The sequence below is a fragment of the Mycobacterium sp. SMC-16 genome, from assembly GCF_046250085.1.
Taxonomy (GTDB): domain Bacteria; phylum Actinomycetota; class Actinomycetes; order Mycobacteriales; family Mycobacteriaceae; genus Mycobacterium; species Mycobacterium phocaicum.
In genome coordinates this window covers 5,813,089-5,833,316 of the sequence record NZ_CP176427.1, presented here as the reverse complement: position 1 = coordinate 5,833,316, position 20,228 = coordinate 5,813,089, and the positions used below count along the sequence as shown (strand labels likewise).

The following is a 20,228-nucleotide window of genomic DNA, read 5'->3' as shown; positions in this document are numbered from 1 at the left end:
CCATTCCGTGGTGCCGCGAGGCCTGCATGACTGGTCACAGGAACGGGGCCGGATCGATGCGGCCGTGGTAGGTGTGGTCGCTCCAGTCGGGGTTGAGCGGGAGCACTTCGAAGTGCAGGTGCGGTCCGGTGGCCTCGCCCGTGGCGCCGGTGTAGCCGATCAGTTGACCCTTGAACACTTGCTGGCCGCTGTTGGTCACGGTGCGGCTGAGGTGTGCATAGCCGGTGTATTTGTCGGAGTGTTTGATCAGCATGCAGATGCCGGCCATGCCGGTCATCCAGCTGTTGTTGGCGCCGTATCCCTCGAAGGTGACCACGCCGTCTCCGGCGGCATAGACCGGCGTGCCGGTTCCGACGGCGTAGTCGATGCCATCGTGCCCGTTGCCGAAGCCACGGCTGATGGGCGGCGCACCGTCCAGCGGTACCCGCAACCCAGCGCCGGACTGCTGGGGTGCGTTGTTGACCGGCGGCGGCGTGCTGCAGTCGGGCGCCACCACGTTCAGGGTGCCGGTCTCGATGTCGACGTCGGCGACGTAGTGGCCGTCAGATGTCTTGTACCAGAGGTTGTCCCAGCCGCCGTTGGGGATGTTGAAGCTGAAGAAGCCTTTTACCGCCTGTCCGCGGGTGGAGCAGACCAGGGTGATGCGGTCGCCGGGGTTGTACCACCCGTTTTGGTTCGAGGTGAGGTTGGCGGCGGACATGCGCTGGGTCTTGGCTTTCACGGCCGCCGAGGCATCGGCGAAGGCGGCCGGCGGTGCGCCCAGCGCCACGGCGGACGCCGTCAATGCGGCGATCGTCGCGGTGCGGGCAAACGTGGCGGTGCGGATGATCATCGCGCTCCCTTGCGTTCGGGTCAGCCTTGACGGCTCTACGCTGGGTATACCGATCCCCCGGGGCGGCGTTACGCGTTATCGGGCACCGACCGGGCTTGTGAGCAAAATTCACCCGTTTGACCGACATATCCAGGCGAAATCGGTGAATTGAACTGCACGAGAGGTCGTGAGTTGTCGGCTGTCACTGCCTGTCAAGGCAGTGACTCTGCGTCACAATCGGATTCGCCGTCGTGGATCGGCACACTCCACGCGACGCCGCAGGTCGGCGAGTGCGTTGATGTTGTCCTGACGAGGTTGACTCGAATCGGGTTTCGTCCGAAGTAAACGCCGCGGCCGATGATTCTGGGGAATCGGTCGGTGTAGTGCAGCCCGCACTCCACCGGAGGGACCTCTCATGCATTCCAGCGCCGAACCGACCAGCTCATACTGCCACTCCTGCCGCCCATGGAGCATCCCCAATTCGGGTCGGGCGATCCAGCACCCCTACCTTACCCGCCGGCAACGGGAGATCCTGATCGCCTGGTTGATGCATGACACGAAAGTGATCCGCCCCGGCGTGTCTGGAGAGTTCTTCCGTTGGGAAGGATGGGCACGTGGGATCGAAGTCATCGAGGCGGTATCCAGACGAGCTGAAGGTGCGGGCGGTGCAGATGGTGGCCGATCTGCGCAGCGAGACAGTTTCGGAGTGGGAGGCGATGGGCCGGGTTGCTGACCTGCTGGGCGTCGGTACTGCCGAAACGGTGCGCAAATGGGTCCGCCAGGCTGAGATCGACGCCGGCTCTCGGGCGGGGCAGACCAGCGAGGAATCCGAGGTCCTGCGCAAGCTGCGCCGGGAGAATGCCGAACTCAAGCGGGCCAACGCGATCTTGAAGGCGGCCTCGGTTTTCTTCGCCGCCGAGCTCGACCGGCCCTCTCAGTAGTCGTGGAGTTCATCAGCGCCCACCAGCACATGCGGGTGGGCGTTGATGGTCTCAAGTGGGGTGTCGAGTCGATGTGCGCTGTGCTTTCCGAGTACGGCGTCACGATCGCCCCGTCGACGTATTACGCCCACCGCGCCCGTCAGGGCCCCTCGAAAGCCGACTGGGCCGATGCGCAGGTGATCGATGCGATCTGGCAGCTTCGCCAATCGCAGAGTCTGTACCGAGTCCTGGGCGCTCGTAAAACATGGATTGTATTGCGCACCAATGGTATCGACGTATCGCGCTGTGTCGTGGAACGGGTCATGCGGGAGATGGGTTGGCGGGGTGCGTGCAAGCGCCGGCGGGTGCGCACCACCGTCGCCGATCCGGCAGCGACGCGAGCCCCGGATCGGGTCCGGCGTAATTTCGTCGCCGGTGCGCCTGACCGATTGTGGGTGGCCGATTTCACCTACTGCCGGACTCGTGCCGGCTGGGCCTACACGGCGTTCGTCACCGATGTCTATGCCCGCAAGATCGTGGGTTGGAAGGTGGCTACCGAGATGACCCAGAAGCTGGTGACCGATGCGATCGACCACGCTATCGACACCAGAAAGCGTTCGGGTGCAGCATCTTTGGATTCACTTATCCACCACAGCGACGCGGGCTCGCAATACACCGCGGTCGCGTTCACCGAACGTCTGGCCGCTGAGGGGATCCTGCCTTCAGTCGGATCCGTCGGGGATAGTTTCGATAATGCTCTGGCCGAATCGGTGAACAGCAGCTACAAGACCGAACTCATCGACCGCCAGCCGCTCTATCCCGGTGCCACCGAACTGGCGCTGGGGACCGCCGAATGGGTGGCCTTCTACAACCGTCAGCGACCCAACGGCTACTGCCAGGACCTGACCCCCGATCGGGCCGAAGCGCTCTACTACCATCGCCAACGGCACCCTCATGCCGAGGAGGCACTCAGATAAGAGAACCTCCCGACATGCCGGGGCGGATCAAAGAGCGCGCAGCCCAGGAACTTTTCGTCACCGAGAGCACCGTCAAGACCCATATTCAGCGGATTCGTGACCGATACGCCGCGGTCGACCGCCCCGCGAATACCAAGTTTGCCCTGTTCATCCGCGCCATCCAGGACGGCATCATCGACGTCGCCGACGAGTCGCTCCTGGGGCCGGTGTCCGGCACCGATGCCGCTGCTGTCGCGGCGCCGATCCGGTTGGGCGACCATTGGATCGCGGGCTGACCGCTCCGGCGAGCCAGTCCGGGCTGATCACAGCGACGCCGAGGCCGACCGGTTGCCCGCCACATCCTATCCGGTCTCGACGTTCTTCACGTACTTGTCCTTACCCGTTGTGTGGCAGAAGGCTTCAGCCGAGAGCCGAGTCGCAGTGATATTCGACTTGGACGTGCTTTGGCCGCGGGAGGAAAGGAATTCCTCGATGGTGGCGTTCTTTCCCTGCTTGTCCTGCGCGAGGAACGCCTTGCACGTCATATCGCCACCGGTCCCGATGGCACTCGATCCGCTTGACGAAGAGCTGCCCGAGTTCGAGCTCGACGATGAACTCTGGTGCTTTGAACATCCCGCGAGCAGGAACGACGTCGCCGTCAACGCCACCAGTGCTCCGGTAGCGACATGCTTGATCTTCACCTCGAGAATTCCGTTCTGTTCGTTGGTCGATCGGACTGGGACGTCGCGACAACGTCTAGGTCGACGGAGTCCCGACGCCGGCCATGGCCGGGATCAGTGGCCACTCGCGAAACTTAGCAAACCCGATGTCTCGAAGTATGTCGGTCAAACGGTTGATATATCCCGGAATTTCCGGGAAGTATTGAAATCCAGCTAATGCCGATTGCGGCCTGTCCGTAATCATTGCCACTTCCGAACTTGGCCGTGGCGCGAACAACCGCCAGGTCCCCGACAATCGTGGCGTTGTCGATGCACACGAGCGTGTAGAGACCCGTTGATCATCAAGTGGCTTCCGTCGCTTCGCGATCCAGCACTCGCGATCTTCTGAGCCTGCGTGGGTGCTGGCCCACTGTGTGCATAGTCAGCCACAGGCCGAAATTTCGGTGTCAGCGGTCACGTATTTCCCCAGGTTTGAGGGGTTGTCCGTCACGTAATTCCCCACCCTGGCTGTCACGTAATTCCCCACCCTGGGCGGTGTGTCTGCCTGGTGTGGGCCTCGTTTACCGGTTCGCTCTGCATCCATCTGATGGTGGATGGAAGGGCGCTGATGGCGAGGAGAAGTATCGTGATGCTCGATTTGGTCGAGTTGTTCACCCACTGGCACGCGGGCCGTTCGCAGGTCCAGTTATCGGAGTCGCTGGGCATTGACCGCAAGACCGTCCGCAAATATTTGGCTCCGGCGGTCGCGGCGGGTATCGGCCCGGGTACGGAGCCGCTGACCGCGCCACAGTGGTCGGAGCTGATCGGCGGGTGGTTCCCGGAACTGTCCGATCCTGCGGCGCGGGCGCTGACCTGGCCGCTGATCGAACCGCACCGGGACCAGATCAAGACCTGGCTCGATGCCGATGTCACGATCGCCACGATCGCTCAGCGGTTGCGGGACGAGCATGCGGTAGCGGTGTCGGAGTCCTCGGTTCGGCGTTGGATCGCAACACATTTCGCGGAAGAGGTGGCACGAGCGAAGGTGACCGTGCCGCGCGGGCCGGTCGAGCCGGGCAGTGAAGCGCAGATCGACTACGGTCGCCTGGGCATGTGGTTCGATCCCGCGGTGGGCCGCCGGGTGGCGGTGTGGGCGTTCGTGATGGTGTTGGCGTGTTCGCGGCACCTGTTCGTGCGCCCGGTGATCCGGATGGACCAAACCACCTGGTGCGCTTGCCATGTCGCGGCGTTCGAGTTCTTCGGCGGGGTCCCGGCCCGGTTGGTGTGTGACAACCTCAAGACCGGGGTGGACAAACCCGACCTGTATGACCCGAAGATCAACCGCGCCTATGCCGAGCTGGCCACCCACTACGGCACCCTGATCGACCCGGCGCGGGCGTTCAAACCCAAAGACAAACCCCGCGTCGAACGGCCCATGCAATACATCCGGGATTCGTTCTGGCGCGGCCGCCAGTTCGACGGGCTGCCCGCGATGCAAACCGACGCCCAGCGCTGGAGCATCGAGGTGGCCGGGGCGAGGTCGTGTCGGGCACTGGAGGGCGCGCCGCCGTTGCGGGTGTTTGAAGCGATCGAAGCCAGCGCGTTGATCGGGTTGCCGCCCAGAGTATTTGAACTGTCCACCTGGTCGATCGGCACCGTCGGCACCGACGCGCACCTCAAGGTCGGCAAGGCGTTGTACTCGGTGCCGTGGCGGCTGATCGGGCAACGCCTGCATGCCCGCACCGCCGGCGACGTGGTACAGGTCTTTCACGCCGATGCGGTGGTGGCCATCCACGTGCGCCGCCCATCGGGGCGCTCGACCGACTTCGCCCATTACCCGCCGGAGAAGGTCGCGTTCGCGATGAAAACCCCGACCTGGTGCCGGCGCACCGCCGAACTGGTCGGCCCGGCCTGCGTCGCGGTGATCGCCGCGTTCATGGCCGACAACGCCATCCACCATCTGCGCGCCGCGCAAGGAGTGCTCGGGCTGCGCGACAAACACGGCTGCGACCGGTTGGAGGCCGCGTGCGCCCGCGCCATCGCCGTCGGTGACCCGTCCTACCGCACCATCAAAGGCATCCTGGCCGCCGGCACCGAACACGCCGGCGACGAACCGCCCGCCAGCACCGGCGCGGCGGGGGCGTTTCTGCGTGGCCCCGACCAGTTCGGCACCGATACCGGCATCATCGCCTGATCGTCACCAATTCCACACTGCTGCAACATAATCAACCTTCAAAGGAAGCCCACCATGTCTATCTGTGATCCGGCGCTACGCACCGCGCTGCGCACCCTGAAACTGTCCGGCATGCTCGACACCCTCGATGCCCGGCTCGCCCAAACCCGCGACGGCGGCCTCGGCCACCTCGAATTCCTGCAAGCCCTCTGTCAAGACGAGATCGCCCGCCGCGAATCCGCCGCTCTCACACGGCGATTGCGCCGCGCCAAGTTCGAAGAACAGGCCACCTTCGAAGACTTCGACTTCACCGCCAACCCGAAACTGCCCGCCGCGATGCTGCGCGACCTGGCCGCCCTGCGCTGGCTCGACGCCGGCGAATCAGTCATCCTCTACGGCCCCGTCGGCGTCGGCAAAACCCATGTGGCACAAGCACTCGGACATCACGTAGCCCGCCGCGGCGGGGACATCCGCTTCGTCAAATGCGCCCGCATGCTCGCCGACCTTGCCGGCGGACACGCCGACCGCACCATCGGCCAGCGCATGCGCGAGTACACCCGGCCCCTGGTACTGATCGTCGATGACTTCGCGATGCGTGAGCACACCACCACCCAATCCGACGATCTCTACGATCTGGTCTCCGACCGGGCCATCGCTGGCAAACCCCTCATCCTGACCAGCAACCGCGCCCCCAAAGACTGGTACCCGCTGTTCCCCAACCCCGTCGTGGCCGAATCCCTACTCGACCGACTGATCAACACCAGCCACCAAGTCCTCATGGACGGACCCAGCTACCGACCCCGGAAACGACCCGGCCGCACCACCACCTAGACAACGCCCGCCCCGACCGGTAAGACCAACACGAGGCCCACACCTGGGGAATTACGTGACAGCAACCCCTGGGGAATTACGTGACCGACGACAGGCGATCACGAGCCATCCCTTGATCCGACGCTGTGCAACAGGAGGCAATGACGGCGGGGGGCATCGCGGCTCGTCCGCTCAGGTGACCCGTCGCCGCGTCATTTCCGTCCGAAGACGCGTATCCGGCGGAGCTTCCTCTTCGAAACAAGCTGCGCGCCAAGCCAAAACACGAGCACGTATCCGGCGAGCATGGCCACGGGCGTCGTGGAGATCAGCTGACCGCATTCAGCACCATGCCCGGTAGTCACTGTTGCGAATTGCGCAAAACCGAGAAACAGGCCGCATGCCATCATGACGATGCCGGAGGCGAACGCAGCCGCGGCGCCGATGGCGGCCGCAATAACCAACAGCACGACGGCCCCCGCCGCGGAGGCCCCGTCGCCGAGCGGCCCCGACAAATAGATGATGACGTCGACGGCACCGAATGCCGCCAAACCGGTTGGGGCCGAACGAAAGCCGGACATTGCCTTGACCAATAGACCAAGAGTCAGCAGAGCCGCCCAGGACGCGGCCATCAGCACGGCCCCGACAATGCGCACGGTCTGCGTTGTCCCTGCGTCACAGCCCGCAGCTCCGACAAGTCGGACTATCGCGGGGATTGAGGCCACGAGACCGAGAACACTGTAGAACAGTTCATAGCCGAGCCTTCCTGGCCACCAACGCCGTATCCGTAGACCCACCAAAGCGACTCCACCCAGGAACGCGCCCGCGGTGAAGGACCGCCCTTCGCCGCCTCCGGCAACAGCGATCTCTGCCGAGGCCAGAACCACGATGACGCCTTCGAGGAATGCCGCTACGGACCCACCGAAGGTGGTGTTGCTGACCCATTTGTCCCTACCGTCGAGAACCCGCCCAACGCCGACGTGCCTCCCGAGGATGAAGTAGTAGGACATCATCAGAACGCCGAGAACGACGACGAGACCAGTCGCCACCTCCATGGATGGTCAGCCGCTCACGAAGGCCGGCGGACAAGCCCACGGGCCATGGATGCGATGGAGTCGGCGATGGTGTCCGATGTGGCCGCGCGCGGAGATTCGGATTGTTCGGTGGAAATCACGTCGAGCTGGGCGGCGCTCTCGTCGCCCAAACCACAGGTAATGATCCGAATACCATCAGCTTTGAGCAGCGCGGCCGCGTCGGCGGCAGACTGAGGATCGCCGAGATCGCCATCGCCGAAGATCGCAACCACGCGATCGCCGGGGGGTGTTTTCAGGAGTGCTGCGTGCGCGTCCTGGAGACACGGAACGATGTTGTTGCCGCCGTTGGCGGTCGCCGAGTCGATCATGGCGCGGGCCTTCGTGGGCGACGCGTCGGGCGCGCTGAATGCGCCGATGCCGTGGTGCCACAAAATCACACCCACCGAGTAGTTGTCGGCCACGGCCTCATCGATGAACCGCTGGCAGCCTTTCTGCGCTTGTTCCAGGCGGGCACCGTACATCGACCCGCTCACGTCGAGCGCAAGAATCACCGCTCCCATAAAGCTCGCCCGCAACCGGTCCAGGTTGGGTCCCGGCAGGTATTCGGTTACCGGATCGGCATCGAATTTCTTCTTGGTCCAGCCGGCCATGCGCTCCCCTTACTGCTAATCGGCCAGCATCAGCTTGGCGACGGTCTGGGTTTGGCGGACGACCTCATCGTCATCGAGGACGCCCTCGATGAAGCACTCCATCGGCAGCGGCTTGTTCTTACGGCAGCGTGCGACGACCGAGATACGCCCGTCGATCCCCACCGAGATGAGCAACTTGATTTCGCTACCGCCTTTCGCTGCGGGGATTTCTGACACCTCCCCGTCGAAGATCAGCCGGTTGTCCTCTGGGCGTTCAGACACGACTGCGCCGCCCTGCTCGTACAGGCGGATGCGGGCCCGTTCCTGATTGTTCAGAATGGTGCCCACCGACATCTCGTAGTTCACGATGGGCAGTGGTGTGTTGGCCGGGAGGGCCGGTCGAATGTACGGGTCGGGCCGCCAGGGCTCGTGACTCGAATGGGTGTACAGCCCAAGCGATCTCGGCAGGACTGGGGTGATTCTGGCCACCTCGGACGGCCGGTTGATCAGCGCCGGCTGACCGAGCTGTTCGGCAAGCACCGCGGCACCGCGGGCGACTGCCTTGTCCGGGTCGTTGATCTCCACGGGAACGTGTAGCAACGCGGCCAAGTAGTCGCGGATCATCGGCATCCGGGTCGATCCGCCGACTAGCAGCACGCGACCGATCGTCGGTGCGCCGAGTGCACGGGCGGCCGACGTCACCCGGTCGACACTCTGACCGCATTGCAGAACCAGGTCGCGGGTCGCTTCCTCGAACGCGTCCCGGGACACCGACAGAGCGAATTTGTGGCGGCCGTTCCTGATCGTCTTTGGCGCCGACACCGACTGACTCAGTTGCCTTTTGATCTGCTCCGCGGCAGCGCTCAACTCCCCGGCGAATTCCTCGTCGTCGCGGAGGTCATCGGTGTCGCCGACCTGTTGTTCGATCTGCTCCCAGAGCATGTCGGTGAGCCTGGCGTCCCAGTCCAGACCACCCAGTCGTGTTTCGCCGTCCACTGCCCAGACTCTCGGGGTGCCGCGGTCGATGCCGACAACCGCGACGTCGAACGTTCCGCCGCCAAGATCGAACACCAGCGACGTGGTTGCCGCATCCTTGTGCGCACCATAGGCATATCCGGCCGCCACTGGCTCGGCCAACAACTGCAGACAGGCCAGCCCGGCGATCCTGGCGGCGGCGTGCGTGGCCTCTTTTTCGGCGACCCCGAAGTACGCCGGTACGGTGATCACCGCTTTGAGGTCAGCCAGGCTGCAGTGCAGCGCTTCCGCAGCGTCCCTGGCCAGACGTTTGAGGATCAGTGCCGAAATGGCCTCGGGTGTCAGGGTCTGGCCGGCGAACTGGAGCGGGAACTCCCGGCCCATCTGCCTCTTGATACCGACCACCACGTTGTCCGGGTCGTCGCGCAGGTGCGCCTTGGCATCTGCGCCGACCTGTACCGAACCGTCATCGTCGAAGTAGACGACCGAAGGCGTGAGGTCTGCCCCGTCCGAGGCCCGGATCAGCGTCTGTTCGCCTCGCGCGCAACTGAATACGCATGAGTAGGTGGTACCGAGATCGATCCCGATCGTGTGCGCGGTCATAGCGATGTCAGCTCCACGGGAACGGCACCAGGGAAGCGAGCTGATTGCTCAGGTCTTGCACCCAGTAGTAGCCGTAATTGAACAGCTCGACGCCACGGTTGTCCTCCAACAGCCACGCTGCCAGAGTGATGCCCAGAAGCGCCACCATGACCAGGTGCGCGACGCTCCACGCGTAGCGAAAGGTCCAGTAGATAGCGGGAATTCCGTCTTTCATCGTGCCGCCTTACGCTGGTTCCGCAGCTGCCGTCGCGGCCAGCGACGGGCTGATCATGATCTTGGTGTTCGAGGTGTCGAGTACCCACTGGCAGACATGGATGGGATGCATTGGATCGTCGATGGTGCGCTGGCGCAGGAGATCCACCCCGAAGTAGGCGATGTTGTCCTCGAAATCATCTTCGAGACGTCGCACCAACCCATCCTGCCCGACGCCGATCAACCACTGCCGGATGCCGAGCGAACTGCCCGGAGTCATCCCGGAACCGGACGGGAGACTCTGCAGCACATCGAGTTTGGTGATCACCACACCCAGGTGGCGCTGCTTGAGCTTCACGTTCTCGGCCCGTAGGCGGTCGATGGCACTGGCGTACGCGTCCTCTTGGTCGGCAGTGGCGATACCGAGCCGCTGCGGCACACCGGCCCGCACCGCTTCGTCATAGATGCCGGGCAGCCCCAGCGGATCGAGCACTAGCAGCAGTACGTCGGCGGTGTCGATATAGCCCAGGCTCTGAGTGCTGTCCATGCTCGTGAACGACTCACCGGCCGCGTCGATGAAATGCAGCTCGAGCCGGCGGGGCCCGACTTCCAGTTTGTACGGCAGCGCCTCCGGGTTGTCGTTTTCCGCGGTCTTCATGGGAGCTTGCCCCGAATTCATCAGCGCCTGAGCCGTTTGCAGAAATTCTCCGGCCGCGGCGGTCAGCGGGGTGAGTGAGCCGCCTTGGCGGGAGAGCTCACCGTTGAGCGTGGTCGCTGCCGCGGCCAGGAACCGGGTCTTGCCGGCCGAGACGGCGCCGATCGTCGGCAGCTGAATCGTGCGCCGGGTCGCCGATCCTTCGGCGACAGCCTCACCGCAAAATGGGCAGACCGCTTGCAGTTTCGTGGCCGCGGCGCTGACCGTGGTCGGGAAGCCGGTACCGCATTCGCACCGCCGATGCATCAGTCCCAACGGGCCGGGGGAGATATCTCGGTGGATCACGCCGCAGCTCGGGTTGGGGCACAGGTAGCTCGGCATCGTGGTCTCGCGGTAGCACTTCTTGCACTTCAGTGAGGCGCGATCCTTCTTCCGGCTCAACTGATCGAACCACCGATAACCGACCACCCACGCTTGCTGGCCGAGATAGACCGCACCACCGAAGATGGCCATGGCCGCCAGCCAGAACACGATCGAGATCCACACGCCGACGAAGGCGCCGGCCACCGGAACCGCGGCAAAGGCCAACCACGCTATGCCGGGCAAGTTGGTCAGGGCTCGCCGCGCCCGCCCGGTCAGGCCGCTCTTGGTGCCTTTGGCGCCCGCCGCAGCCGCCCCCGGTTTCTTCCAGCTGCTCGGAGAGACCGACTTCCAGGTCGAACGGACGATCAGGCGCGTTTCCTCGACCACGGCACGCGCGTCGTTCTTGGCCTGATAGGGGTTGTACACCGGCCAGGCGTGATCCCACCCGAAGTTCTTCGCGGCACCACGGGCTTTCGTGGCCATCACCTTGTTCGCCACGACCGAGGCCGGTGTGGCGATGACCGGCGACACCCTGGCATGTCCGCGCAGTACCCGGATCGGAATGGCCAGTCCGCCCAGCACACCGACCAGCAGACCGAGAGCGAACGTGCCCGCCCAGTACATCACGAGCACCGCCAGCACCCGCATGACGATGGCCAACACCACCCACACAACGAAGACGACTGCGCTGATCACAAACAACGCGTAGACGAGGAAACCGCCCAGCTCATCCATTGTTCACCGTTCCTTACTGAAGAGGCGCTTGCCGCCCCGCATCATGTTCCGTGAGAGGCGTCCCTTCTTGGACTCCTCCATCAACCTGTCGAGCACCGGTACCCAGCTCCGCGCAAGATCGTCTCGGAGCTCGTCGAGCCGGTGGCGCCCCGAGCGAGAGTCCATGAGCCCCAACAGAAATTCGGTCGCCGCGTCGGTCTGCAGTTCCGTGCCGGACTCGTACAAGTTCAAGGCAGACTCCACCGCCACGACATCGCCGGCCTGCCGGGCGATGGTGGCGAATGCTGCGTCGATGCACGGCGCCGCCCAGTCGCCCACCGCGCGTTCCAGGCGCTCGACCCCGCGCTGGTCCTGCGCCGTCACCAGGAGCGTCCCGGCCTCTGGACAGAAGTAGCCGATGTAGGGGGACACCCGGGTGGCGAACGAATGGAGGGCCGGATTACGCGGGTTTTTCGCCGTTTTCTTCGCCTCCTGGTACAGGCTCCCGAGTTGATCCGCGTCAGCGAGCAGACGCGCCAGACCCGGGTCCCTGGTCATGGCCCGCACCCGCAGCATCATCGAGAGCACGCGCCGGCGGGCTCTACCGTCTTCGAACCGTTGCGGTGATGCGTTGAGCCCCTGGAAGATCCATGCGCTGAGATCGATGGGAAGTTGGGGATGCGATTCAATCCACGCGGCCACCGCCGCGGCCGCGGCCGGTAACGCACACCCGGCCAGGACCAACGGCCAACTCTGCTCCGGCAACTGCGCGCCGGCCGCGGTGATGGCGTCGGCGCGGCGATCGATGTCCAACGCACCGGTCCGGACCGCGGACTGCCATGGCTCCAACGCCGAACCGGGCCCGCTCAGCCAGCCCCACGCTCCCGCGGCGAACGCGTCGACCACCGGTTTGTCGTGGCGTTCCAGTGCGGAGACGACACGAGCCGTCAAGCGCTGCCCCAGATCCGGCTGGTACGGCAGATCGGACTTCCGGTTGGACAGCTCCGGATGTTGGCACCAGTACGTGCTGAGACGATCAAATGCCGGCGCAATGGTTCTGGCGTCCGGGAGCAGGCCGGCGATCTTGCCGGCGATCAGGACGTCGACCAGATGCTCGGCGTCGGTGTGGTTGACGATCTCCGACTGCGCCCGCAGCGCGTGGTCTCGACTGTCCTCCGAGCCCCATCCGACCGGTGCCGACCCGATCGGCCAGCTGGCGGTGGCGTCGCTCCACGCCGGGATCAGATCTGACCGTGACGCAAGGACCTCCAAGGTGGGCAACAGAATTCCGGTGCTCACCTCGTCCAGGCCGGCCTGGTGGGCTGCGCCGATGGCGGCAGCCGCCAGCACGATGTCCTCCGCCCCCGTCGGCGGGTTGGTGACGATCGCGTCCAGCAATTCGTCGGCGTACATGGCGAGGTCGTCGCCCAACCCGCCGGCGACCAGCCCGCGGACGGCCCGCAGCGCGGACGCCCGCTCGCGCGGGGCCGCGACGGAACCATCGGTGAAGCTAACGATCCCGGCGGCGTCGGTGGCCACATCGGCACCCAGTGCGGCTTCCCATCGCCGGGCCACGTCGATGGCGGCCAGCGCATCGAGTGCATCACCGTCGAACCATTCGGCCTGCCGGGCCGCGGACTGACTTACCTCGACCGGTGACATCTGCACCGCCAGCAGGTCGACTACGTTGTAGGCCGCAGCAGCCGAGCCTGCACTCGGTGTGGCACCGAAATCCGGTGTGGCACCGACAATGTCGGCGACTGCGGCGAGCGGCTGATCGGCGAATGCGACGAAGCTCATGGACAGCGCCCGGCCCGAATCCAGGAACAGCGAGGCCAGCGCGATGTAGCGCATCACCACATCGAGCTCGGTGTGCACGATGATCAACTTCTTGCCCGGATCGGCGACCGCCTGTTCGACCATCGTCAAGAACCTGGGCAGGAACGACGCGCCGAACGGCGACCCGGTGACCAGCGCGGCCTTCAGTTCGTCCGGCTCGTACGCCGCGTCGATCTCCAACGGAGTAGGCCATGCAGCGATCTGCTTGCCGCCAGTCTCCCGGGACAGCTGCCACTGACTGGCGGCGTACAGCTGCGCCGGGCGATACGGAACGAAGTCGTCGGAGTCGGCAGTTGCGATCGTCTGGGTGATCTGATTGCCGGGCCGCGGCGCGGTGATCGTCTGCCCGGTCGATCTACCGCGCGACAGGAAGTAGCGGTCGTCGGACCTGCGGTAGAGGCAGGTTGGCGGATGCGCCAATTGATCGGTGTGGTCGACGTGCCAGCTCGACTTGACCACGTGCAGCATGTGCTGGGCGATGAATTTCTGGTCTGTCAACGTGCTTCCCGGCGATGCCGCGATGAAGTTGAAGCCCGCCACGCCGTCGAGGGCTTCGTCTTCGCGAGCATCGGTGTAGACCGTGACATCGAACATGTCAGCCTTCCTTGGGCAGGAAGCCGCGGTCTGCCATCAGCCAGAGCAACGGTTCGCCGACGCGGTGGGGCAGTACACCCCGCGAGTTCACCTTGAGGCTGGAGTACGACGGCTCCGCCCCCAGCGCCGACGCCCCGAACAATCGGTACTTCTCGAAGTTGCTCTCCAGCATGCGGAGCAACCCGTCCCCGCCCCACTGCTCGATCATCGCGGCGATGTGGTCGTGGATGGTCAGCGATTCCGGCTCGTCGAAGTACCGCAGTTTCGACGATGGCCGCCGCATGGGGTGATCGTCGGGAATGTCGTCGAAGAATGCGTCGATCTTGGACACCACGACTGCCACCGGTTGTTTGATCTTCTTGTTCTTCTTGGTCTTTTCCGCGGTCTGCAGCACGGTGGTCAATGCCCGCAGGACCGTCTCGGGGGACGTCGTCAAACTCTCCGGATCCACGCCGCTGCGAATGGCGCGCTCGCGATTTCCGGGGAAGCCGAACGGGTCGAGCAACAAGATCACCCCGCTGGTCGCGGCCAGATAGTGCTGTCCGAGGGCTCGGTCCTCGGTGGCGAGGTCCTCACCCGCCGAGTCGAAAAATGAGAACAACGTCGAAGCATCGCGAGTGAGCTTGCCGCCCAACGATTTTTTGGCGAACCGCCATTCGAAGACTGCGGGGATGCTCATCCCGGTGTCGTGGCGTGCGGTCTGTGCCGGCAGCGCGCCGTTCGCACTGTCTTCCATACCCCGCAGAAACGCCTCGAGTTGACCCGCCAACCCGGTCTTGCCGCCCGGTGAATCGATGGACGCGTCGAAGCGGCGGGCGATGGTCGAATACAGCTCCTTCTGTAGCACCGCGAGCATCACAGTTTTTCCGGATCCACGGACGCCGACCAAGCCGAACAGCGGTGAATCCGCGTCGAAGCTGCGGGGCATGCGGGAATGACAGTCGGGGCACACCCGGATGGCGCTGACCGAACCACAATCGGGGCAGGTGGCCTCCGACCGTGATAGCACCTGTTTCTTGTCGGGTCCGAGAATCACCGGGAGTACCGGCGTGCCATCGGTGAAGTATTGCACCCGCGCCGGGTCCGGGGCTTCGGTGCATCGGCTCTTTCCGGGTGCGGCACGCCCAGAACAACGCACCGCCAGGGCATTCGGGGCGATCTCGTTGTAGCAGTACGGGCAGGGGACCTTCCGCTGGAAGAGTGCCATTCGTACCTAGCCTTTCAGCTGAGTGGTCGGAGGATCTACGAGTTTGATGTCGGTACCGTTCGCGAAGAGCCGAACCCAGAACGGGCTGGGCAGCTTCGGAACATTGAATTCGACTGCGGCTGAATTGATTCCGTCAACGGTGACAGTGAGGCGGTCGATCACATCACCATCGTCGGGTCGGGAGGGCATGATCGAACTCGTGCGCGCGACCACCAGGAACGAGAGCTGACCGCGGTAGCCGTTCGCGTGCACGACCGCGCGAGCGGGTTTACGGCGCCCGAAACGCGAGGGGGGAATCTCGAGTTCGTAGCGAACGACGGGCAGTCGTGCGGCGAGTTGCACCTCGACCGGGCCGGCGACCCATTCCGCGCCGTTTCCGTGGGCCACGGTGGCCACCGCAACGCGATCCACGGTGCCGGCGGCGGAGATACGGAAGCCACCGTCGTTCTTGTATTCGGCCCGGGTGCACCGGCGGGACTGCGTGGCCGCGCCTTGAGTCCAGGTGACTGCCGCGGAGTAGTCGCCGTGCGGCCATTCCCAGGACACGACGAGTAGGTCGCCGTAGCGATCGGCGCGCAGGTTCTTCACGCTCGGTGCTGATCCGACGACCGCCGAATCGCCGAGGAGACCGCGCTCGCCGTCCACGGTGATAGCGGCGAACACGCGTAGTTCACGTAGTGAAGCGAACCCCAGCCCGGTGCGGCCGCCGGTGGAGTCGAGCACGCCGCTGACGCGCCGGCCGTCGAGCGCGGCCAGGTCGGCCAGGACGATCTCGCTGCCGGCCGCGGGCAGCTGCTCGTCGATGGGGAACGACCACAGCTCCACCGGAAAGCCGCCGGGTTCGGACCAGGTGGCCCGGTGTCCTTCCCGCCCGTCTTTTAGCCGCGCGTCACCGATCTGCAGGTCCTGTACCGCTTTGATGGCGCCGCGCGGGGTGGCATCGATCGCGGCCGCCGGCGACACCATCCGGGTGCCGTCGGTGAGCACATAGATGGCCTCGAGTTTGAAGCGATAGCGGTTGCCCGTCGCCAACCCGCTGACGGTGACCCGGTTGCCGCTGCTCACGCTCACCGGCGTGGAGGTACCGTCAGGGTTGACACGCGTGATCTGAATGCCGACGGCTTCCTTGGCCAGCCGCCACATCACGGTGATCTCCGTCAGCGTGGCACTGGCTGACACCTCTGTCGGCGGGGGCAGGCTGAGGTAGCTGACCGATACCGGTAGCGACACCGCCCCGCGACGTTCGGCGAAAATTGAGTAGTAAAGCCGTTGTGCGACAGGTGGATTCGCGTCGGTGAACGAGGTGGAATTCACGTCACGGGCGAGTTGTGCGCCGTCGCCGGTATTCGTCGGCGCGTGACCATCCGTGTTTCGGACCACGATGTAGCTGCATCCGCTGCTGGCGTTCGAACTCCAGCTCAGGGAAATTCCGCTCTCCGCAAGGGGTTTCACCGACAGGTTGTCCGGCGGTGGCGGCGGCAGGCTGTCGAGCTGGTTCTGCAGGCGCGCGTCCTGCTGGTCGATGCTGACGGCCTGGCTCAAGGCTTTGGCTGCGGCGCCGTAGTCCCGCGATTTCATCGCGGCCTCGTACTCGGCGACCAGAGTGGTCTTGCGGGTCTCTGCCGCCGTCAGGAGATCATGGACGCGCTGGACTTCGTCGGCGCCGAATTGCTCTGAGTCGGCGACCGCATCGAAGGTGCGGCGGGCGTCGGCGAGTGCACCTTCGGCGAGCAGATTGGTGACGTCGTTGAGACCGCGGGTGCTGGTCGATCCCGACAGTTTCGCCAACAACCTTGCCGCATCGACTCGATCAAGTCCTGTGTCGGTCGACAACCGGGTCAGGGCGCTGGCGAGGAGCTCCCCGCGGGCCAGCATTTCCTTCGCGGTGGCGACGAAGGTCGCAAGAACCAGCTCGTGGAGCTTGGCCGGGCTCGCGAAGTCAGTTCGGATGAGCCCCAAGGCTTTCTGAGCCGCCTGCAGACCATCGGAGTCTCTGCCACTCTCGGCGGCCTTCTTGGCCGCATCGATGTGTGCCGCGGTGATCGTGGAACTGTTGCCATGGGTCAGCGTGTCGATGACCCGGATCGACGTAGGCTTCGCCGCATCACCCAACAGCAGGACGTCCACGATGCTGCGGTACTCGGTGTGTTTCGCCACATCACCGATGACCCGCGGAATCGCAACTTGGGGAAGTTGGAAGTCGGCGCGCACCGCGATACCGGCACTCTCCACCGCGGATGCCAGTTTCTCGGCCGGTATCGCACCGACCAGGCCCTGCGACTTGGCCTTCTCCTGCAGTTGTTGCTCGGTGATGACTTTCAGGGCCTGGTGTTCCAGGGCCACCGCGGTAGCGAACTCGGTGACTTTTGCTGCTAACGCCTTGGACTGGGCTGATTCGAATTGATCCCAAAAGGACGGCTCCGTCAGCTCCAGACCCGCAGATTTGAGCTCCGTAACCAGTTTCTTGAGCAGCTGGGCAGCAGACATGCTCTGCCGCTTGTTGAGCAGCATCTCGACCGACGTGAAGTGCGCCCCCAGATCGTTGTGATCTGCAGGGATGGCGAGCAGCCGCGGAAGGTCCAGCCCGGCAACAGCTTCGGCGCCGGGGGTCTTCTGCAGCTCCCGGATCGCGCGCTGGATGTCCGCCAGCTGCACCTTGTCCTTGCCCAGGGGCTTCAGGACGTCGGTGTCATAGGCTTTCGCATCGAAGCTCATGACCGGGTCTGGAGCCCGCCGACGAGCTCCTTGCCGGCCTCGATCTCTTCCGGCTTCAACTCCGAGATCCTCGCCTCGATGGTCAGCTCCTGGCCGGATTTCGGTTCGCGGGCCCGTAGTGTCGCCAGGCCCTCGCTGGACACACTGAGCAACAATTCGATCGTCGAGCCGCGCGGCAGCGGGGGCAGGCCGCTGATTTCGGCCTCCTGCAGGACGTTGTTCGCGGCGACGTCCTCGGATTCGACCTCGCCGCCCTGCTCGCAGAGCCGAAGTCGCACCCCGGTCTGGTTGTCGGTCGCGGTACCTGCCTCCAACAAGGTGTCGACCACCGGCAGCGGGTCGTTGGCGTGGGCCAAGAACCCGACGTAGTCGACCAGGTTCCCGGAGCCGTCCTCACGCACGAACTCCACCCCGATGCCGCGCGAGAGGACGTTCCTGATGTTCAGCGTGGCGGCACCGCCCAGGAAGTACTTGGGCTCGGTGTTCGTCGCCGGCTGGCCCGCACCGTCGCCGGCCGCCGCGCTGGTGTCACCGGCTTCGAACGGCACCGAACCGCTGAGGATCGCCTCCCCATAAATTGCGGCGCCCTTGGCCACCGACAGGTCGTAGTCCGTGGGGATCGGGTCGAAACCCGCGGCCTTCAGCGCGTCGTGCACCATCGGCATCCGCGACGAGCCACCCACCAGCAGCAGCTTGTCGATCACCAGGCCCGCGGACTTCTCCTTCGCGGTCTCGATCACCCGCTGGGTGATCTCCACCGTCTGCTTGACCAGATGTGCTGTCGCCGCCTCGAATTCTGCCCGCGTGACGACCACCTTCTCTTTGGCATCCTCGAACTTGCACAGGACCATGGCATCCTGTTTGCGGGTGAGCGACTTCTTGCAGTCCTCGACATCTTTCATGATTGACGCGTTGAAGTCGGGGTCCTCGCCCGGGTCATCGGTCGGCCCGGCCAGCTGCCGGAATTTGTCGATCACCAGGTGGGCCAACGCCTGATCCCAGTCAGCGCCGCCGAGCAGGCGGTTACCGTCGACGGCCACCACCCGGACATCGCCGGGCTCCGCGATCATCACCGTCGTATCGAAGGTGCCGCCACCCAAATCGTAAATGAGAATGGTCTCCCGCTTCTCGCCGCGCACACCCAGCGACAGGGCGGCCGCGATCGGCTCGGCGAGAATGCCGATAACCTCCAGGCCCGCCATTTCACCGGCCTGCCTGGTGGCTTCCTTCTCCTTGACCCCGAAGTACGCCGGCACGGTGATCACGGCTTTGTTGATCGCCGTACTCCGCTCCAAGTTGGCTGCGTGTACGAGTTCTTTGAGGATCACACCGGACATCGACTCCGGGGTGTAGGTCTGGCCGCCGAACTCCTGCGGGAATTCCGTCCCCATGTGGCGCTTGATCAGAGCGCAGCCGCTGTCCGGATCGGCGATGAGCGACGACTTCGCCTCCGCCCCCACGATCGCGACACCAGCATCGAAGTACACCACCGACGGCGTGGTGTCCTGGCTGTCCTGATTCTTGATGATCTCAGCCTGGTCCAGGTCGTTGATCACCGCCACGGCGGAATACGTTGTCCCCAAGTCGATCCCAAATACGTCACCGGACATTGGCAGCTCACTCCTTCTTTCGGGCCTGCGGCCGCGGGACTAGTTCGTGGTTTCGGGGGTGGCGGAGGCGACGATGGCCGGCTCCGGTGCGACGTAGCGGTACACGTTCACCATCGCGGGGACGAACACTCGTTCTGCGCCAACGAAAGTGAAGCCCTGCCGAAGAATCTTCCCGACGCGGCGGTCAAGGGACGGGTCATCGGTATCGACCCGGCGACGTGCCGCGTGCTTGCTCGCGTCGAACTCGTCGCCCGTCGACACCTTGATCGACTCGATGTCCAGTAAGCTCAGGACTTCTTCGATCTCCGAGACGAAGTAGTCGAAATCCTTTCGCGCCGAGTCATCCTCGCGCGTGGACGCGCGAGCCTCGGCCTCCGCCGCCTCTGTGTGCAACGACGCAAGTTTGAGGATCACCGGCTTGAGCAGTTCCCGGACCTGGTCAGCCTGCAGTTCTTCGATGCGACTCTGCATCCGCCGGATGATCGACTCGTACTGTTCGGCCCGGCCGTGGAACCGTTCCAGCGCGTCGGCCATCGCGGCCAATTGATCAACCGGGATGGTATCTTCCGACTTTGCCTCATCGTCAGGTCTGGGTGGGGTGTGGTCGGGTTGATCCACCTCGTCCGGTTGGGTAGCCGCGCAATCCGGCCCGGTCGTCGATGTCGCGTGCGCTTGCTCGTCTGCTGCGATCGCCGATGGAACGGTTTCGGACACTTCGTCGTTCACGGACATGTAGTGGTGGTGCTCCTACTCCGTCAAGTCAAAGCCGGCA

The 20,228-nt window shown here is 64.6% G+C and carries 16 protein-coding genes; 4 read left to right on the top strand and 12 right to left on the bottom strand.

Annotated elements, in window-relative coordinates; genetic code table 11:
* Window positions 1-34 precede the first annotated feature (34 nt).
* A complete protein-coding gene (locus ACJEIK_RS28310; RefSeq protein WP_409430736.1) occupies window positions 35-832 on the bottom strand; it encodes a M23 family metallopeptidase in 798 nt (265 codons plus the stop codon).
* Window positions 833-1,482: 650 nt separating this feature from the next.
* Here ACJEIK_RS28310 and ACJEIK_RS28305 point away from each other — a divergent pair.
* Together ACJEIK_RS28305 and ACJEIK_RS28300 are read left to right on the top strand one after the other, a co-directional pair.
* Window positions 1,483-2,708, top strand: a protein-coding gene (locus ACJEIK_RS28305; protein WP_085976171.1) for an IS3 family transposase whose coding sequence is annotated in 2 segments (ribosomal slippage) — window positions 1,483-1,714 and window positions 1,714-2,708 — 1,227 coding nt in all. Because the reading frame shifts where the segments join, the coding sequence is not laid out codon by codon here.
* A gap of 14 nt (window positions 2,709-2,722) precedes the next feature.
* The gene (locus ACJEIK_RS28300) at window positions 2,723-2,983 is read left to right on the top strand and encodes a hypothetical protein (RefSeq protein WP_409430735.1); all 261 of its coding nucleotides are present in this window, start codon (window positions 2,723-2,725) and stop codon (window positions 2,981-2,983) included.
* 66 nt (window positions 2,984-3,049) lie between these two features.
* On the opposite strand, the gene ACJEIK_RS28295 is transcribed toward ACJEIK_RS28300, so the two are convergent.
* Complete coding sequence (locus ACJEIK_RS28295; RefSeq protein ID WP_409430734.1) at window positions 3,050-3,388, bottom strand: hypothetical protein; 339 nt, start codon at window positions 3,386-3,388, stop codon at window positions 3,050-3,052.
* A gap of 607 nt (window positions 3,389-3,995) precedes the next feature.
* On the opposite strand from ACJEIK_RS28295, the gene istA reads away from it, so the two are divergent.
* Together istA and istB are read left to right on the top strand one after the other, a co-directional pair.
* Window positions 3,996-5,540, top strand: a complete 1,545-nt coding sequence (istA, locus tag ACJEIK_RS28290; protein WP_109558051.1) for an IS21 family transposase — start codon at window positions 3,996-3,998, stop codon at window positions 5,538-5,540.
* 54 nt (window positions 5,541-5,594) lie between these two features.
* Window positions 5,595-6,350, top strand: coding sequence for an IS21-like element helper ATPase IstB (gene istB, locus ACJEIK_RS28285; protein ID WP_074360265.1), 756 nt, complete (start codon window positions 5,595-5,597; stop codon window positions 6,348-6,350).
* A 191-nt stretch (window positions 6,351-6,541) separates the two neighbouring features.
* Here istB and ACJEIK_RS28280 read toward each other — a convergent pair whose 3' ends face one another.
* The 10 genes from ACJEIK_RS28280 to grpE form a co-directional block, all read right to left on the bottom strand.
* The gene (locus ACJEIK_RS28280) at window positions 6,542-7,375 is read right to left on the bottom strand and encodes a hypothetical protein (protein ID WP_409430733.1); all 834 of its coding nucleotides are present in this window, start codon (window positions 7,373-7,375) and stop codon (window positions 6,542-6,544) included.
* 20 nt (window positions 7,376-7,395) lie between these two features.
* On the bottom strand, window positions 7,396-8,010 hold the full coding sequence (locus ACJEIK_RS28275) for a VWA domain-containing protein (protein ID WP_409430732.1): 615 nt from the start codon (window positions 8,008-8,010) through the stop codon (window positions 7,396-7,398).
* Between the two features lie 15 nt (window positions 8,011-8,025).
* Window positions 8,026-9,567, bottom strand: coding sequence for an Hsp70 family protein (locus tag ACJEIK_RS28270; protein ID WP_409430731.1), 1,542 nt, complete (start codon window positions 9,565-9,567; stop codon window positions 8,026-8,028).
* 7 nt (window positions 9,568-9,574) lie between these two features.
* Window positions 9,575-9,781 (bottom strand): hypothetical protein, encoded by a 207-nt coding sequence (locus tag ACJEIK_RS28265; RefSeq protein ID WP_409430730.1) that lies wholly within the window; start codon window positions 9,779-9,781, stop codon window positions 9,575-9,577.
* Window positions 9,782-9,790: 9 nt separating this feature from the next.
* A complete protein-coding gene (locus ACJEIK_RS28260) occupies window positions 9,791-11,512 on the bottom strand; it encodes a TRAFAC clade GTPase domain-containing protein (RefSeq protein ID WP_409430729.1) in 1,722 nt (573 codons plus the stop codon).
* Between the two features lie 3 nt (window positions 11,513-11,515).
* Complete coding sequence (locus ACJEIK_RS28255) at window positions 11,516-13,924, bottom strand: hypothetical protein (protein WP_409430728.1); 2,409 nt, start codon at window positions 13,922-13,924, stop codon at window positions 11,516-11,518.
* 1 nt (window position 13,925) lies between these two features.
* Entirely contained in the window at window positions 13,926-15,131 is a 1,206-nt protein-coding gene (locus tag ACJEIK_RS28250; protein ID WP_409430727.1) for a hypothetical protein, read from the bottom strand.
* A 6-nt stretch (window positions 15,132-15,137) separates the two neighbouring features.
* Window positions 15,138-17,846 (bottom strand): hypothetical protein, encoded by a 2,709-nt coding sequence (locus ACJEIK_RS28245; protein ID WP_409430726.1) that lies wholly within the window; start codon window positions 17,844-17,846, stop codon window positions 15,138-15,140.
* Entirely contained in the window at window positions 17,843-19,408 is a 1,566-nt protein-coding gene (locus tag ACJEIK_RS28240; RefSeq protein WP_409430725.1) for an Hsp70 family protein, read from the bottom strand. The genes ACJEIK_RS28245 and ACJEIK_RS28240 overlap by 4 nt, the downstream gene beginning before the upstream one ends.
* 87 nt (window positions 19,409-19,495) lie before the next feature.
* On the bottom strand, window positions 19,496-20,182 hold the full coding sequence (gene grpE, locus ACJEIK_RS28235) for a nucleotide exchange factor GrpE (RefSeq protein WP_409430724.1): 687 nt from the start codon (window positions 20,180-20,182) through the stop codon (window positions 19,496-19,498).
* Window positions 20,183-20,228: the final 46 nt, after the last annotated feature.

What these genes read in the sequence shown, in the direction of transcription:
- ACJEIK_RS28310 (WP_409430736.1), bottom strand. Translation starts at nt 832, where the DNA reads ATGATCATCCGCACCGCCACGTTTGCCCGCACCGCGACGATCGCCGCA.
- ACJEIK_RS28300 (WP_409430735.1), top strand. Translation starts at nt 2,723, where the DNA reads ATGCCGGGGCGGATCAAAGAGCGCGCAGCCCAGGAACTTTTCGTCACC.
- istA (WP_109558051.1), top strand. Translation starts at nt 3,996, where the DNA reads ATGCTCGATTTGGTCGAGTTGTTCACCCACTGGCACGCGGGCCGTTCG.
- istB (WP_074360265.1), top strand. Translation starts at nt 5,595, where the DNA reads ATGTCTATCTGTGATCCGGCGCTACGCACCGCGCTGCGCACCCTGAAA.
- ACJEIK_RS28275 (WP_409430732.1), bottom strand. Translation starts at nt 8,010, where the DNA reads ATGGCCGGCTGGACCAAGAAGAAATTCGATGCCGATCCGGTAACCGAA.
- ACJEIK_RS28270 (WP_409430731.1), bottom strand. Translation starts at nt 9,567, where the DNA reads ATGACCGCGCACACGATCGGGATCGATCTCGGTACCACCTACTCATGC.
- ACJEIK_RS28265 (WP_409430730.1), bottom strand. Translation starts at nt 9,781, where the DNA reads ATGAAAGACGGAATTCCCGCTATCTACTGGACCTTTCGCTACGCGTGG.
- ACJEIK_RS28260 (WP_409430729.1), bottom strand. Translation starts at nt 11,512, where the DNA reads ATGGATGAGCTGGGCGGTTTCCTCGTCTACGCGTTGTTTGTGATCAGC.
- ACJEIK_RS28255 (WP_409430728.1), bottom strand. Translation starts at nt 13,924, where the DNA reads ATGTTCGATGTCACGGTCTACACCGATGCTCGCGAAGACGAAGCCCTC.
- ACJEIK_RS28250 (WP_409430727.1), bottom strand. Translation starts at nt 15,131, where the DNA reads ATGGCACTCTTCCAGCGGAAGGTCCCCTGCCCGTACTGCTACAACGAG.
- ACJEIK_RS28245 (WP_409430726.1), bottom strand. Translation starts at nt 17,846, where the DNA reads ATGAGCTTCGATGCGAAAGCCTATGACACCGACGTCCTGAAGCCCCTG.